This is a genomic window from Neobacillus camarae, assembly GCF_054950115.1.
Genome location: NZ_JBUCKX010000006.1, coordinates 1 through 15,272 on the forward strand (window position 1 = coordinate 1; position 15,272 = coordinate 15,272).

The following is a 15,272-nucleotide window of genomic DNA, read 5'->3' on the forward strand; positions in this document are numbered from 1 at the left end:
TGTGCAACATGACCGACCACTTCTCCAGTTCATTTTTTATTCACCGTAAAAGCTCCTCAAAAATTTGGTTACTAAATCCTGAACTTAACGAGCTTTATATTAAACATTATTTTGCTATTTGGTAATGACGATGTTTTCCTCCCTCTATAAATATTGTTTAATCAACGGTTTGACGCGTTTGTGGGGTGTCAAAAAAGTATTTTCGACACGTTTCTTAACATTACTTTCATTTAATGTGAATCTCCAACATATGGGTACGCTACGTGGTTACTACTGGGTAATTATGGAAGATGATTATAGGAAATTATATGAAGCACAATGCACTTCTGCGTAGCTTATGATGACGTACCCTCCCATGTCACTTGGCATCACCAGTGTGACTGCATTCCTTCGTTTGGTCTAGTCATAAGGCAGAGGCTAGTGAGAACTCAGGCTATTTAGTATATGCCAAAACCTTGTTGATATTTAAAAGATAATATTTAAATCACACCTGTCCTTTTCATCTGTACTTCTATATATAAAAGGTGAAAGGAGGTGAGGCGAAATGGCACAAGGATTACTCGAAACTACGAAACTTCGTTTAGTTTTTCAAACTGGAATGGATGATGAAGGCAAGCCGATTATTCGGTCAAAGACGTTCAGCAATGTCACCAAGGCCGCCACAGTTGACCAGTTATGGCAAGCTGCCACTGCACTCTCTGTTTTGTCTGTCGATCAGTTAAACAAAGTCGAGCGCAATGACAGTTCGGAAATTATCGCTTAATGACAATGGGAAAAAGTAACGACGGGAGGTGAAAATAATGGCAAAAACATTGGAGTTGGAATTTGGCACCGAGTTTGGCAAAACGGCCCGCATTTCGGTTGAAAATCCGAAGGAGCCGGTCGACGAAGAAGCTGTCAAGCAATCCATGGCTCAAATCATTGCTGCTGACGTGTTCGTATCGAGCACAGGCAAGCTGGTTGCGGCGAAAGGGGCAAGAGTCATCGACCGAAATGTTGTGGAATATGAACTTGCATAAGGTGCGAAAAACGGAGAGGCCGGATTCAGGAGAAACCGGCCTTTTCTAGTGTGGTATTTTATGTAAAGAAAGGAGTGAACACTCGTGGAACAGATCATTCCGCTCATCAGTGAGGTGGGCTTCCCTATCGTGGTGACCCTATACTTGCTTTACCGAATCGAGTCAAAGCTCGATTTAGTGGTCCAGTCGATCCAGAGTCTTCCCGAACGAATGAAAGGGTGACACAACATCCCGGTTATGCATGTCACTACCCTATGGCTGCTACTCCTCTTGTGTGGCAGTCATGGTGTTTTTAATCCATGACGGCTCAGCTTTTCATCTTTTTTGTATATAAAATATTTCAAAAAATGGAGGGCCGGCTTGAAAAATGACCGCAGAGGAATCTTTATCAATAGATTCTGTTTGCTGAACTGCTACTACCTGTATGAAGGGACTTTAATGAAAAACTGCTGAGGAGGAGGAAAAATGCGTTTGTTTCCGTACCAATTGAATGGAGAGGTTGAAGAAGTAACGGAAGTGCCATCAGGAGTAGAGATGATTCAGGCCCCAAAAGTCTGGGACCAAACGAAAGGTAAAGGAATAACCATTGCCATCCTAGACACTGGCTGTGATCTGATACATCCTGACTTGAAGGGAAGAATCATTGGTGGGAGGAATTTTACCAAGGATGACAATGGCCTTAAAGAGAGTTATTGTGATTACAATGGACATGGCACCCATGTCGCCGGCACAATCGCTGGAACGGCCAATCAGCAAGGCGTAATAGGTGTGGCACCTGAAGCCAAGTTATTGATTGTCAAAGTCCTTGATCAAAATGGCTCCGGACAGTATGAATGGATTATCAAGGGTATACAGTATGCCATTGAACAAAAGGTTGACATAATTTCCATGAGCTTAGGCGGCCCTGAAGATATTCCCGAATTGCACGAAGCGATTCAAAAGGCGGTTGAACAAAATATTCTGGTTGTGTGTGCGGCCGGAAATGAAGGGGATGGCCAAGAGGCAACCAATGAATGGGGGTATCCTGGTTATTATAATGAAGTGATCAGTGTAGGGGCCATCTCTCTAGACCGGAGAATCTCTGATTTCAGCAATTCCAACAATGAAGTGGATCTCGTTGCTCCGGGTGAAGATATTCTATCAACCTATCTGAACGGAAAATATGCCAAGCTCAGCGGAACCTCCATGGCAGCCCCGCATGTATCCGGGGCATTAGCCCTCATAAAAGCCCTCTCGACCCAAGTTTTTGAAAGAAAACTGACAGAGCTTGAAGTTTATGCCCAATTAATCAAGCGAACGGTCCCTCTAGGTCATTCACCGAAGATGGAAGGGAATGGGATGGTATACCTGACGGCAGCGGATTACTTGGCTGAAGTATTCAAGACAGATGTAAAAATGGCAGTCATATAAATTAAGGGCTTGGAATTCAATATTCCAAGCTCTTTTGGTGGGATTAGTTATATAGACAAATGTTACTTGGTGGTAATTTTCAGTACCTATTTGTATATTTTTTTAATTAACGAAGGTTTTCGGGTATTTTTGTCGAAAAAATTTGAATGAAGTGGTTAAAGTACAATTTAATAGAGGTGAAAAAATGAATCCTATTAAAAGCTTAGCTAAATTTGAACAATTAAAGTTCACCGGGAAAGGGTATTTTATTATAACAGATACAGCAACCCCCACAAAAGTTCATCATGTAACCTGCAGCTTTGTAAACTCTGAAAATTTCAGAACGAAAGTAATTGTTAATGATAGTAGAAACGGAGAGTATTATTGGGTAGGAAAATGGGATAGACCCACCGATTGGTATGAAACTCCATGTAAAAGATGTATGGAATAAGTTTTGTCTGTCGGGTATTTTTAAAATTATATAATAAGGGTGTTTTTTTTGGAAAATAATTATATGACCGTCGAATCGTTCTACGAAACCTATCATTTTAAAAGATTACCAGCTGATTTAAAGGAGATGACCCAGAGTCTTTTTGAACAATTGGATAAAAAAGGATTAAGGTTTAAAATACATACTGGAGAAGCTTATAATCGATTTGTTCTGTGGGCTGATGAAGCGATCGATAGAAAACGAGATCGTGACTTTTTAACGATATTTACCAAAAAGAATAGTCTTCTTTTATGGCCAAAGTTTTATGGCTTAAGTTGGAAATCTAATGAGGCTATAAAACTTCAAAAAGAGGTAAATTACCCATCTCAAATTGATAAGGAATTTTTTGAGTTATCATCTAAAGCATATAAAAGTATTTGCAGAAAAGATTCGAGGATAGGGCGAGAGTCTCAATGAATGAAAATGAGTTGAAACGAAAAATTGAAAATATCAGTATCTGGAAAAAAGGTGATCAAAGAGCCCCACATAAACCATTGCTGTTACTATATGCTTTAGCACAACTCCAAAATGAGGACACGAATTATCTCCCCTATAAAGAAGTGAAAGAAAAGTTAACGTCTTTATTAATAGAGTATGGACCCAAAAGGCGCACCTATCATCCTGAGGAGCCTTTTGTAAGGTTAACAAATGATGGTATATGGGATTTGAAGTCTCCCGTTATCATTAATAAACAAAATCCAAACAACAATCTTTTATTAAAAAACCAAGTATCTGGTGGTTTTAGCACAGAGGTTTACAATGCTTTAAAGAATAATAATCATCTAGTTAAAGAATTAGCTCAATTCATTCTCGAAAGGCATTTTCCAGAAACCATTCATGAGGACATTTTGTCCGATGTAGGATTAGATTTAGATTACCAAGGCAAACGTTCAAGAGATCCAAACTTCAGGGGGAAAATTTTAAAAGCCTATGAGTATAGTTGTGCTGTTTGCGGTTTTAATGTACGGCTTGGGAATCATTTGGTTGGGGTTGAAGCAGCTCATATAAAATGGCACCAAGCGGGTGGACCTGATACGGAGGAAAATGGTATTGCACTTTGTGCCATGCACCATAAATTATTTGATCGAGGAGTCTTTACACTAAATGAAGATAGAATTTTATTAGTAGCAGAAGAGGCGAATGGATCGAATGGTTTTGAAGAATATTTAATGAAGTTTCACGGAAAGCAGATTAAATCTCCTATCCATCCTGATTACGAACCCCAAAATAATTTTTTAAATTGGCATGTTCGGGAAGTTTTTAAGGGGCCATCTAGGTATTATGTGAATTAAAATTAATGAGTAGTATTTCATTATTACTTTAACTAAAAAGGTGAGAGCAATGTCGATTCAAGAGCTAAGTGAAATGATCAAGTTAGAAAGTAGTAGTTTTCCAGAAATAACTGAAGAGCAGGCTATGAAAGCTTATATTGGAGCGTTGATTGAAATCAATGATGATATCGATGCCTTTTATTATTTTGCCTGTATGAACTTATTGAATGCCTTTGTAAAAAAAGATACGGCTGGAGCATTTTTAAAAAGGTACCAATTTAAAAATTATGTTGCCAAGGGAATCGAACAGGTACTTTCCAAAAAGATTTCTCGTGTTTTTATTGATAATGATGTTGTCTATATATCTATCATTGGCCTTCAGTTTAGTTTTCACAATATTCCACTATCAAAGCCATTAAAAGATTATAAGATAAGTAAACAAAACACGATTCAAGTTTGGTCTGGAATTAGACTCCAACCTGCTGCATCGTTAATTTTTACCTATGCAGAAGTCTTAAGAACGGATAAAAACTATTCTTACAATTGAAAGATACATCTCTCTATGAATGGAATCAAGTTTAGTGATATTAACATGTGCACAAATAGTGGTATTTAGCCCCAGGAGTTGAGCCAGATAGGAGGATGGAGAATGAATAATAGTTTTTGGCTGAAAAATGTACGTTTAGAAACAGGTTATCTAAAAGAGAATGGTAGAGTGACGGGAACGCAAACGGAGCTTTTTCATCTTTTCATTGAAGCAGGAAAAATTGGGAGAATCGTGAATGCTTCAGAGCCGCTTTTGAACGATTTACCGGTAAAGGATGCAAATGGCCTGCTGCTTCTTCCGTCCTTTGTCGAGAAGCACGTCCATTTGGACAAGACCTATATGGGGGATCTCTGGAAAGCCTGTATTCCTGCCCCAAGTGTGATGGAGCGCAGCGAAATAGAAAAAAACATTTTATCAACCATGGCATCTAGCACACAGGAACGTGCAGAAGCACTGCTTGAGGTGCTATTATCTTATGGTTCCACACATGTCAGAACCCACGTGGATATTTATCCTGAGGTAAAACTGCAAAACTTGGATGGGGTCAAACTGGCATTAGAATCCTATTCTCATAGGCTAAGCTCAGAAATTGTGGCTTTTGCCCAACACGGATTGCTGCGTCCGGGGACAGTTGGACTTGTAAGACAGGCCTTGAGAAATGGCGCCGGGATTGTGGGAGCGGTTGATCCGGCAACAGTAGACCAAAATATCGAAGCCTCATTGGTACAATTAATGGAGCTGGCGGTTGAAGCAAATGCCGATATTGATTTGCATTTACATGACCCAGGCCATTTGGGAACCTTTACGATGAAACGGCTTGCCTTTTTAACCAAACAAGCCGGATGGGAGGGGAGAGTGGCAGTCAGCCATGCCTTTGGACTTGGGGACGTTTCACAAGAAGAGGCTATTGAAATGGCAGAAATTTTAAAGGATGCCGGAATTTCCATTGTGACCAGTCTCCCCATTGGCCGAAACATACCACCTGTGGCGCTTCTAACCAAGTATGGGGTAGAGGTTGCTGTCGGAAATGATAATATCTTTGATTCATGGTGGCCAACCGGTAACGGAGATGTTCTGGAAAGGGTGGGCCGACTGGTGGAACGGAACCGCTGGACAGATGAGGTTTCCTTGGGCCAGGCTTTAAAATATATTACCGGCGGTCTCACACCTTTGAATGAAGAAGGGTGCCAGGTTTGGCCGAAGCCTAGTGCACAGGCCAATATGATTCTAGTTGAAGCAAGCTGCTCGGCTGAAGCTGTTGCTAGAAGAGCAAAGCGAAAAACTGTTTTTTATAAAGGGAATATCGTATCAGGCTCCCTATTCTAAGCAGGGCCCGATTATTTTTTCTTCGTTATTTTTTACTGGAGTTGGATGGGATATTATGTTTGTCGGCGTGTTTTCCCCTTTAACTTTACAGAGGTTGCGGAACATGTTAAATCTATTTCGTTAGGACCATCTCGGGTGGTTCTCTTTTGCGTATATTTTACAATTTTGGAATTTTCTGAAATGTATATTGACTCTTTTTGGAAGCGTAAGGTAAATTATGTTTACGAACAACCTTGGTATATATGTATCAAGGTGAATATAATGGGATTTTTCCTATCGTTATTCGAATCCGCTTTCATCTTGAATACCCATAACATTCACCTATATAATCCACTACATATTAAATATCCAAAAAGATTGATTGAAGGAGGCGTACCTCATGACTTTAGCATGTCTTACGTCAAAAAATAGCGGCAACCTCGGTGTCATGTGGAAGACAGTCTCAGAGGACTGCAATCTGGCCTGTGAGTATTGTTACTATAGTACATGCGGCGGAAAAGTGAAATCACCCATCAGAAAAATAGATTCCCAATTACTTGAAAAATTCATCCACGAATATATGGCAAAGACACAAGGATCCGCTTCCTTTGCGTGGCAGGGAGGAGAGCCACTACTTGCAGGTCTTGAATTTTTTGAAAAGGTCGTTAATTTGCAGGCTAAGTATTCACCACCAAAGACCATTATTAGTAATGCATTACAAACAAACGCTACTTTGATTGATGATAACTGGGCTCGCTTTTTCAAAAGATATAATTTCTTAATTGGAGTCAGTTTGGATGGTCCGAAAGAGATCCATGACAGCAAAAGGATCACCGGTTCAGGAAAGGGCAGCTATGACCGTGTGATGAACGGTATCCATATATTAAAGAAAAATGATGTGGATTTTAATATTTTAACAGTCATACATAAAGGCAATGTCGGAAAAGCCAAGGAACTGATGGAATTTTATAAAAAAGAGGGGTTCGGGTTTATCCAGTTTATCCCATGCATGGACTTCCGTGCACAAGAGACCCATAAGCAAGGCCATTATCTCATTACACCAGAAGAATATGGCGATTTTCTGTGTGATGTCTTTGATCTTTGGTATAACGAAGGCGAGCCTGATGTTTCGATTCGATTCTTCGATAATATGCTAAGTGTTTATGTGAATCAAGAGGCTGAGTTATGTATTCATCGAGCAGCATGCCCGAAAACACTAGTTTTAGAGCAAAATGGAGACGCCTATCCTTGTGATTTTTATCTTAGTGAAGATTATAAGCTGGGTAATGTCGGTGTTGATTCGCTTGATGCCATTTTAAACAGTCCGGTATACCAACAATTTCTCGGATTAAAGCCAAAAGTCCCTAAGAAGTGTACACAATGCGAGTACTTTACACTTTGTCATGGGGGCTGCCCAAGAAATCGTAAATGGATGGAATCAGGTCATGTGGCGGATGTGGATTATTTTTGTGAGAGTTATCTAAAGGTTTATCAATATGCCGATGAGCGGATGAATGCCTTAGCCGGCAAACTCAAAAATCGTTGGTTAGAGGAATATATCAAAAGTGGACTGAAGGTTCCTGGCCGAAATGAGTTATGCATTTGCGGTAGTAACAAGAAATTCAAAAAATGCTGCGGGGCGCATATCGTTTCGTGAAGAAAAGTAAAGGGCTACTATACATTAACTTTGATATATATGTATCAAACCCATTTATAGTCTATAAGATTAGTGGAAAAACATTGATTTACCTGCCAATAAAATGATATCCAGGAGGAGATAGGTATGGATCAACAATTTGCACCGACCTATTACCAGATTAAGCAAGATATAAAAACTAAAATTAACGAGGGAATTTTCAATGCCGGAGACCTTCTGCCCGGTCGGAATACGTTATGTCAGGAATACCAATGCAGTTGGAGTACGCTGAATCGGGCAGTAAACGAATTGATATTGGAAGGGATCCTTACGGCACAGAAGGGAAAAGGGACATTTGTTGCGGCATCCTCCATTACAACCCATAACAGCTATGACAATCCCATTAAGGTATGGCTTTGCCATCCATTCCCCAGTGTGTACGCAGCCCTTTCCGAATTAATGGACGGTTTAAGAGATGAAGCGTATCGCAGGGGGCTGGCCATTCAATTTATCGATAATGGATGCCAGGAAAATTACCCTCCTGACATCAATGGATACATCGTCGTTACCCCATCTTACTATCAATTGGACTATTTGACCCAAGCATGGGAAAAAGGCCAAAGGTTTGTTGTATTAAATTCTGATTTTAAAAATGTTCCATTTGTTTGTGTCAATTCGGATTTGTATCACGCATCTCTTGATGTGATTCGATATCTAATGGAAAATGGCCATCAGAAGATAGGATTGCTGGGTTTGCGGGATGGGTTTTCCAATTACAAAAATCGGAAGGAGGCGTTTATTCAAGGATTTCAGGAAAATGGAATCGATTATTCTGATGATTGGTTTGTTGGACGACCAGAAAACCATTTAGACGCAAAAGACTTGTATAGTGATTGGCTTGATAGGCATCCGGAATGTACAGCGATATTTGCAGCAGACTATACTTCTTCGATAGCAGTCCTTGAAGTGTTGGCAGAAAGGGATATCAATATTCCTGAACAAATATCGCTGATTGCTTCAGGAAAAATCCCATTTGAGTCGATGTTAAAAGTGTCTATCAGCACACTGCTGCAACCGCTTTACCAGCTGGGCACGTTAGCGATGTCGACGCTTTTAAATGGGGAATGGGATACCAAAACACGATTGGTTCCGTGTCAATTAGTCATTAAACAATCAGTTAAAGGCTTAGTGGTTAAATGATTATGGTTGTTAACAATCCAAAATCACACTTTGAAAAGGAGGGGGAACCATGAATAATGATCCAAACATTCTCTATATCATGGTTGACCAACAACGGTATGACTGTTTAGGATTCAGTGAAAAATACCCCGTTAAAACACCGAATCTTGATCAGTTAGCCAACGAAGGGGTTTGGTTTTCGAATGCGTATACCCATATCCCTTTATGCTGCCCGGCCCGCCAATCGTTTCTCAATGGAAGACGTCCGGAAACGTTTGGTGCCTTGTGGAATTATGATTTGGGGCCGAAAATTCCGGCGATTGACCCGCAAGAGTATTCTTGGCCGCGGGAGTTGGGGAAAAAAGGCTACCAAACCGCCTATTTAGGCAAGTGGCATGTGCATCCTACCTACGACCCGACCCATTTCGGTTACGATTCTTACGTCAGTGAAGAGGAATATGCCGAGTTTCGCAAGCAGCGTTATCCGCATCTTAAATATAATAACGGGATTAAAATTGATCAAGACGATTCGGTTAATACTTGGTTTGGAGGAATCGACCCAGTCCCTTTACAGGATACAAGAACCCATTGGCTGTCGGGTAAAGCCATTAAAATGATGGAGAAATATGCCGAGACCAAACAGCCATGGCACATCCGCTTGGAGTTTACCGAGCCCCATTTGCCATGTACACCCCATCAAAGCTTTGCTGAAAGGTACCCTCCAGAGACGGTTCCGGAGTGGACCAATTTTTATGATACCTTTGAAAATAAACCATATATCCAACGCCAGCAGCTAGTCACTTGGGGAATGGAACACTTTACCTGGGCAGACTGGGCCCCGATTGTGGCGAGATACTATGCGATAATCAGCCAAGTGGATGATGCGATAGGTCAGGTGTTGGATGCCCTAAAGCGGATGGGGTTAGAGCAGGATACAGTAGTGGTATTCACATCAGACCATGGTGATATGTGCGGCGGTCACCGAATGATGGATAAACATTACGTGATGTATGATGACATCGTAAGAGTGCCCCTCATTGTAAGGTGGCCGGAGAAACTCAAGACTAACTTCGTGTGTGACGATTTTGTCTATAATTTGCTGGATATATCACCCACCATCCTAGAATTGTCCGGAATCAATCCTCCTCAGATCCATCAGGGAAAATCGTTGATTCCTCTATTAAAAGGTGAGGATGTCCCTGATTGGCGCAAGGAGGTCGTTTCTACCTATAACGGCCAGCAATTCGGGCTGTTTACGCAACGGATGCTGCGAACCCAAAGGTGGAAATACATTTGGAACACAACCGATGTGGACGAACTCTATGACCTTCAAGAGGATCCGGACGAATTGAAAAATGTAATTCATCATGAACGGCATCAGCCTGTTATTCAGCAATTACGAACCCGTCTTTACCATATTTTATTGGAAGAAGGGGATACACTGGTGGATAACCATTGGATGAAAGAGCAGTTGACGAAGGGTAGAAAAATTTAATAGCTAGTACGAAAGACAGATTAGGGGGTAGGAATAATGTAACTGTTATAGTCAGAATAGTCGGAAAATATTTTACGGGAAATAGTATGGATTCAAGCAGACTTAAGCTTTTGGCAACAGCTTAATGAACAGGGGATAATTAGTGGACCATTTGAAGAGTCCTCCCTGAATTGAAAGCGTTTAATTTTTCTAAGAAGGTACGGAGTAGGCGTTCCGTATCTTTTGATCCTAAAGAAGGCATTTATTAATTTTTCCTAAATAAGTGGAATGAACCGAATAAGGGAGGAAGGAAGTTATGAGATTATCATCCAAAGTGGCATTACTCGCAGGGATGGGGGGCTTGCTTGACGGATATGATTTGATTGTCATTTCAGGTGCTATTTCTTTAATTAACAGTACGTTTTCCATTACTTCATCTGGCATAACAGGTCTCATTATTGGCATTGCCTTTTTGGGAGGATTTTTTGGCTCAATTTTTCTAAGTAGATTTGTTGATACATCTGGCCGAAAGATGATGTTTGTCTTAGACCTGTTTCTGTTTATTGGCGGTACATTAATTGCTGGTCTGGCAGTCAACGTTCCCATGTTGTTTGTGGGCAGATTCCTTACCGGTTTAGCCATTGGGGTGGACTTGGCTGTCAGCTGGACACTAGTCGCTGAATTTGCGCCGAAGGAACGGAGAGGGTTTTTACTATCCCTGCAATTCATCATGTGGGGAATCGGTGCCGTATTATCCTTCCTGGTCATTGATGCTTTCTTATCCTTTGGAGATGTGGCATGGCGGTACGCAGTCTTGATTGGACTCATTCCAGCGATTGTCGTGTTAGCCATCAGAAAGTCGATTCCGGAGTCACCTAGATGGCTGGCATCGAAAGGTAAAATGAAAGAAGCCGAAGAAATCATCAAAAACTCAGACGTGGATGTCACACTAGAAGAGCTCACATTATTGAATTCAAGTAAGAACACGTACAAGTGGTCCGATATTTTCAGCGGAAAACTGATTCGTTTGTTGGCCGGTGTTTTTGTCTCGACCTTTCTCGCCTTTTTCTTGATGGCACCGATTAACTTATTTACCCCGCAAGTGCTGAAAACGGTTGGGTTAACGGGTAGTCTCAATATTTCTCTTCTTGGATCGGCGTTTGTTTGGTTATTTAATATTGCCGGTTTCGTTGTGGGCGGCCTTTTAATCGATAAGGCGGGCAGAAGGCCGATTGGCATTTTTGCCTTCTCCTTGATGACAGTGATCTTGGTGTGCCTCCTTACTTTTGACATACCAGCGAAGGCGTTTTTTGTCCTGTGGGTATGTATGGAATTCTTAGGCTCTCTTGGTTCCAGTGTCACTTGGACATGGGCTGCAGAATTGTTTCCGACTACCGTCAGGGGCTTCGCCATGGGGGTAAACAGCTCTGCTAACCGGTTGAGCGGATTCCTGTCTTCGTATATCATTGCCCTTATTTTGTCGCACTCCATTAAATGGTTGTATGTTGCGGGAATCGGTGCGGGTATTGTAATCCTCTTCATCGTCCTAGTCGTCATCAACGTAGAATCTAAGGGGAAAACACTAGAAGATATTTCGGAATTAGGTATGTAAATGTTTAGATTAGCTTCGCTCTTATGGGAAATAATATCAAAAAAGGAGCGATGATCATGAACAGAGAACAGGAATATGTTGCAGCAGATTTACCTTCTAATTTGGTGCATGAAATCAAATCATTAGAAGAAAAGTTAAGCGGCCAATCACAAAAAGAAGTGGTTGTCATTGCCTACGAAAAAGATGTGCGTGAAACAGAATAATAAACTATGATCAAAAGCCTCGGTTCCTGCTGAGGCTTTTTATTCTTCTCATTGCAAATCATAAATGAGGATAGTAAAGGCGAGTTTCTTTATGATAATAAATAATAACCCGTACAGCCCATTCATGCTGTACGGGTTTCATCTTTAATCTTCAATGTCAACGGCATTCCTTTTTTAACTGTTGCAGTAATAATTTGTGTATCTGGCGGGTTTAAATGGGTGATGCTTTCAAGGTTATCAAGAAAAATTGGATAAGTAATGTTTAATTCATTATAGATTACGCTGATAATCTCTAGCATACAGCGAATTTTTTCACTGTTTGACAGTATGCGATAAGGTCTATCCTTATAGGTAATCTGGAAATCTGGCCGCAATTCTCCGCTCTTTAACTGTTTAAACAATTGGAATCTGGTGTGGATTAATTGTTTATTGATTTGAACTTGGTTTTGATTGGCCAATTGTCCTAATTGATGTTTAATCTGTTTTAGCTGGTTGGACAGAACGCTTTTTTCGGCAAGCAAATCTTGTAATTGATGCTCAATTTTTTGGATTTCTTCCATCACTTGCCTATAATCCTGTGCCAAGATTTGATTGGAAGGAAACCGATCCTCCCATTCTTTTATTTCCACTTCTAACAAACTTTTCTTTTGAGATAACTCCATATAGGAGCCTCTTTCCGTTTCAAGCTGAATCTCCAATGCCTCCAATTCATTATAAATCTGTTTTTTCTTATCAGAATGAAGTGTACGGATGTTTTCCAGTTGATGGATAGGCAATTTTTGATGGCACGTAGGGCAAGCATCCTTTAGCAACTGCTCTGCCTGTTCGAATTCTTTTAGCTTCTCTTGACCATTTTTTATTTTTGCCTGAAGCTGATACCCGTTTTTTAGATAATGCTCCAAACCCTTATTTATTTTTTCAAGGTCTTCACGCATCAGATTTCTCCTGGAAATCATATTTTCTGGGACTGGTTGGGACTCAATTGTCTTTTCTGGCATCGATTCGAATTGCTTTTTAAGTATGCTCAACTGACCTTCGTAAAAAGTTGCAGAGGATTTTACCTTTTTCTGCTGTGCTACTAATCGCTTTGTTTCTTTTTCAAACTCTTGAAAGGTATCCTTTTGATTCAGAATGTAGCTAATAATAAATGACCTCGCAGTCGATTTATCTTCTTCAGGAAAAACATCAGGGAAAAAACAATAAATAAACGGTTGGTATCCACCCACAAGGTCGATTATTTCTTTTTCTTTTGCTGGATGGCCATTCATATGGACGGAAGTGGTTCCCTTTGGATTCATGGTTCTTACAATGATATATTCGTGTTGATCCACTAGAAGGGTCATTTCTACTTTCATTGAATTTTTTCCTTCTTGCATATAGTCCTTCACATATCCTTTATAACCATGTTTTGTCATACCAAATAAGCAAAAGACAATCGCTTCTCCAATGGACGATTTTCCCACAAAATTGTCTCCAAAAAAGTGATTTGTTTTCCCAAAATCAAATTCGGAACTGATATGACATTTAAAATTAGTAAGAATTAAATTCTTTATGTACATATAACACACCCTTATTGTTATTTGTTTCCACTATTGTCTTAATAACCATATTATGACATAAATTCAGGCAATTCTAAATTTCTGATTTGGTAAAATAGTCGCATCTTCTTTTAGGCCACTATTCCTTGTCTGGTTACACCCGATTTTTGAAAAAATGTCTTGAACTGACTTGAATTCCTTTGATAAAAGTGGAGTACGGGTGTGTTTATTTGCCAATTTGATCTTTTGAAAAATTTTTAGAATGTCACTTTCTCAAGAAGAAATTTCGATGGTCTTTACTTCTACGATTAGTAGATCAAACTGGCCTTTAGAGATTCCAGTAAAACCTCCGATGATAAAAACTAAAATCGAATAGGTTGGCATGTATTTGCTATAATGAAAAGAAAATTAACCATACATCGAGGTATGTAAAGAGTGAATCGGAGGAAGAAGCATGGCTAAATTCATCATTGTGGGTGGGGGAATCGGCGGTCTCTGCACCGGGATTGCCCTGCAACAAAGAGGGTATGACGTCAAGATTTATGAAGGCGCAAGCTCCTTTCAGTCTCTCGGGGCGGGACTCGGAATCGGATCCAACGCAGTGAAGGCATTAGAGAAGTTAAATTTGAAAGATTCCGTGATGAAATACAGCAAAGTGTTGGATAAAATGATTGTATTATCCGATAAAGGGAAACCCATCACGGAAACCGACTCCCTTTTGGTAAGCCAACGGTTCGGGACGGACAATGTTACCATCCATCGGGCAGACCTGCATCAAGTCCTTAGGGACGCATTACTCCCTGAAACGATTGTGGTAAATAAGCGGTGCGTAGATTTCCTGCAGGAGAAAGATGGCGTCACCGTTGCATTTGAGGATGGAGAATCCATTCGGGCAGACGCTGTAGTGGCTGCCGACGGAGTGAATTCCTTATTTCGCCGAAAGTTATTTCCACATTCAACCCCTAGGTACGCGGGATATACGTGCTGGCGTGGGATCGTCACAGATTCCACTATCCGAATCGACCAAGCTCTGGCAACGGAAACATGGGGACCTTCAGGCCGGTTTGGCATTGTGCCTCTCGCGGACGGGAAAATCTATTGGTTCGCCTGCATTAAGGCGAAGGCCCGTGACCCCCAAGTTGCCGCTTTGGGTATCAAGGAATTGCAGGAAATTTTTCGAAAATACCATAGCCCGATACCAGAAATTATCCAGTCTACAAGAGAGGAGTCGCTTCTCCACAATGATATAGTGGATATCAAACCGATACCGCAATTTGCTTTTAGGCGAGTTGTCCTCCTGGGAGATGCTGCCCATGCCACCACACCCAATCTAGGGCAGGGGGCCGGACAGGCGATGGAAGATGCCTTCGTTTTGGCAAGATGTTTGGAAACAAGCGAGACAATCGACACCGCCTTTAAAGCTTATGAAAGGATGAGATTGGACCGCACAAACAAGGTGATTAAAATGTCCAAGCTGGTAGGCCAAGTCGCCCAAATTGAAAGCAAATCGCTCATCCCGATAAGAAATGCTTTTTTGAAGCTCATACCACCTTCTGTTAACATGAAACGTTTCGAATTTTTGTATGATGTGAACTGGGATTAGGAGAGG

At 40.8% G+C, this 15,272-nt stretch carries 16 protein-coding genes; 15 read left to right on the forward strand and 1 reads right to left on the reverse strand.

Annotated elements, in window-relative coordinates:
* Positions 1-544: 544 nt before the first annotated feature.
* The 14 genes from ACY8D0_RS27385 (at position 545) to ACY8D0_RS27450 (ending at position 12,125) form a co-directional block, all read left to right on the forward strand.
* The gene (locus tag ACY8D0_RS27385; RefSeq protein ID WP_462413630.1) at positions 545-763 is read left to right on the forward strand and encodes a DUF1659 domain-containing protein; all 219 of its coding nucleotides are present in this window, start codon (positions 545-547) and stop codon (positions 761-763) included.
* Between the two features lie 37 nt (positions 764-800).
* The gene (locus ACY8D0_RS27390) at positions 801-1,019 is read left to right on the forward strand and encodes a DUF2922 domain-containing protein (protein WP_462413631.1); all 219 of its coding nucleotides are present in this window, start codon (positions 801-803) and stop codon (positions 1,017-1,019) included.
* 84 nt (positions 1,020-1,103) lie between these two features.
* Positions 1,104-1,241 carry a YvrJ family protein gene (locus ACY8D0_RS27395; RefSeq protein ID WP_042462125.1) on the forward strand — a complete coding sequence of 46 codons (138 nt, stop codon included), beginning with the start codon at positions 1,104-1,106 and terminating at the stop codon, positions 1,239-1,241.
* Positions 1,242-1,484: 243 nt separating this feature from the next.
* The gene (locus tag ACY8D0_RS27400; RefSeq protein WP_462413632.1) at positions 1,485-2,429 is read left to right on the forward strand and encodes a S8 family peptidase; all 945 of its coding nucleotides are present in this window, start codon (positions 1,485-1,487) and stop codon (positions 2,427-2,429) included.
* Between the two features lie 184 nt (positions 2,430-2,613).
* Positions 2,614-2,859, forward strand: coding sequence for a hypothetical protein (locus ACY8D0_RS27405; protein ID WP_462413633.1), 246 nt, complete (start codon positions 2,614-2,616; stop codon positions 2,857-2,859).
* Between the two features lie 48 nt (positions 2,860-2,907).
* Positions 2,908-3,315, forward strand: coding sequence for a hypothetical protein (locus ACY8D0_RS27410; protein ID WP_462413634.1), 408 nt, complete (start codon positions 2,908-2,910; stop codon positions 3,313-3,315).
* Complete coding sequence (locus tag ACY8D0_RS27415; protein ID WP_462413635.1) at positions 3,312-4,190, forward strand: phosphorothioated DNA-binding restriction endonuclease; 879 nt, start codon at positions 3,312-3,314, stop codon at positions 4,188-4,190. Before ACY8D0_RS27410 ends, ACY8D0_RS27415 begins: the two co-directional genes overlap by 4 nt.
* Before the next feature lie 49 nt (positions 4,191-4,239).
* Positions 4,240-4,716, forward strand: a complete 477-nt coding sequence (locus tag ACY8D0_RS27420) for a hypothetical protein (protein ID WP_462413636.1) — start codon at positions 4,240-4,242, stop codon at positions 4,714-4,716.
* A gap of 102 nt (positions 4,717-4,818) precedes the next feature.
* Positions 4,819-6,042: an amidohydrolase gene (locus ACY8D0_RS27425; RefSeq protein ID WP_462413637.1), complete on the forward strand. Its 1,224-nt coding sequence runs from the start codon at positions 4,819-4,821 to the stop codon at positions 6,040-6,042.
* Between the two features lie 379 nt (positions 6,043-6,421).
* Positions 6,422-7,678: an anaerobic sulfatase maturase gene (locus ACY8D0_RS27430; protein WP_462413638.1), complete on the forward strand. Its 1,257-nt coding sequence runs from the start codon at positions 6,422-6,424 to the stop codon at positions 7,676-7,678.
* Between the two features lie 126 nt (positions 7,679-7,804).
* Positions 7,805-8,857: a GntR family transcriptional regulator gene (locus tag ACY8D0_RS27435; protein ID WP_462413639.1), complete on the forward strand. Its 1,053-nt coding sequence runs from the start codon at positions 7,805-7,807 to the stop codon at positions 8,855-8,857.
* 49 nt (positions 8,858-8,906) lie between these two features.
* Positions 8,907-10,331, forward strand: a complete 1,425-nt coding sequence (locus ACY8D0_RS27440; RefSeq protein ID WP_462413640.1) for a sulfatase family protein — start codon at positions 8,907-8,909, stop codon at positions 10,329-10,331.
* A 295-nt stretch (positions 10,332-10,626) separates the two neighbouring features.
* Positions 10,627-11,922 carry an MFS transporter gene (locus tag ACY8D0_RS27445; RefSeq protein WP_462413641.1) on the forward strand — a complete coding sequence of 432 codons (1,296 nt, stop codon included), beginning with the start codon at positions 10,627-10,629 and terminating at the stop codon, positions 11,920-11,922.
* A gap of 56 nt (positions 11,923-11,978) precedes the next feature.
* The gene (locus tag ACY8D0_RS27450) at positions 11,979-12,125 is read left to right on the forward strand and encodes a hypothetical protein (protein WP_462413642.1); all 147 of its coding nucleotides are present in this window, start codon (positions 11,979-11,981) and stop codon (positions 12,123-12,125) included.
* Between the two features lie 122 nt (positions 12,126-12,247).
* Here the strand turns inward: ACY8D0_RS27450 and ACY8D0_RS27455 are convergent, their stop codons facing one another.
* Positions 12,248-13,588 (reverse strand): AAA family ATPase, encoded by a 1,341-nt coding sequence (locus ACY8D0_RS27455; protein WP_462413643.1) that lies wholly within the window; start codon positions 13,586-13,588, stop codon positions 12,248-12,250.
* A 529-nt stretch (positions 13,589-14,117) separates the two neighbouring features.
* On the opposite strand from ACY8D0_RS27455, the gene ACY8D0_RS27460 reads away from it, so the two are divergent.
* Positions 14,118-15,266, forward strand: coding sequence for an FAD-dependent monooxygenase (locus tag ACY8D0_RS27460; RefSeq protein WP_462413644.1), 1,149 nt, complete (start codon positions 14,118-14,120; stop codon positions 15,264-15,266).
* Positions 15,267-15,272 lie beyond the last annotated feature (6 nt).

Excerpts from the sequence above, each read along its gene's own strand:
- ACY8D0_RS27460 (WP_462413644.1), top strand. The coding sequence starts at position 14,118 with ATGGCTAAATTCATCATTGTGGGTGGGGGAATCGGCGGTCTCTGCACC.
- ACY8D0_RS27425 (WP_462413637.1), top strand. The coding sequence starts at position 4,819 with ATGAATAATAGTTTTTGGCTGAAAAATGTACGTTTAGAAACAGGTTAT.
- ACY8D0_RS27400 (WP_462413632.1), top strand. The coding sequence starts at position 1,485 with ATGCGTTTGTTTCCGTACCAATTGAATGGAGAGGTTGAAGAAGTAACG.
- ACY8D0_RS27390 (WP_462413631.1), top strand. The coding sequence starts at position 801 with ATGGCAAAAACATTGGAGTTGGAATTTGGCACCGAGTTTGGCAAAACG.
- ACY8D0_RS27385 (WP_462413630.1), top strand. The coding sequence starts at position 545 with ATGGCACAAGGATTACTCGAAACTACGAAACTTCGTTTAGTTTTTCAA.
- ACY8D0_RS27450 (WP_462413642.1), top strand. The coding sequence starts at position 11,979 with ATGAACAGAGAACAGGAATATGTTGCAGCAGATTTACCTTCTAATTTG.
- ACY8D0_RS27440 (WP_462413640.1), top strand. The coding sequence starts at position 8,907 with ATGAATAATGATCCAAACATTCTCTATATCATGGTTGACCAACAACGG.
- ACY8D0_RS27405 (WP_462413633.1), top strand. The coding sequence starts at position 2,614 with ATGAATCCTATTAAAAGCTTAGCTAAATTTGAACAATTAAAGTTCACC.
- ACY8D0_RS27420 (WP_462413636.1), top strand. The coding sequence starts at position 4,240 with ATGTCGATTCAAGAGCTAAGTGAAATGATCAAGTTAGAAAGTAGTAGT.
- ACY8D0_RS27430 (WP_462413638.1), top strand. The coding sequence starts at position 6,422 with ATGACTTTAGCATGTCTTACGTCAAAAAATAGCGGCAACCTCGGTGTC.
- ACY8D0_RS27435 (WP_462413639.1), top strand. The coding sequence starts at position 7,805 with ATGGATCAACAATTTGCACCGACCTATTACCAGATTAAGCAAGATATA.
- ACY8D0_RS27445 (WP_462413641.1), top strand. The coding sequence starts at position 10,627 with ATGAGATTATCATCCAAAGTGGCATTACTCGCAGGGATGGGGGGCTTG.
- ACY8D0_RS27415 (WP_462413635.1), top strand. The coding sequence starts at position 3,312 with ATGAATGAAAATGAGTTGAAACGAAAAATTGAAAATATCAGTATCTGG.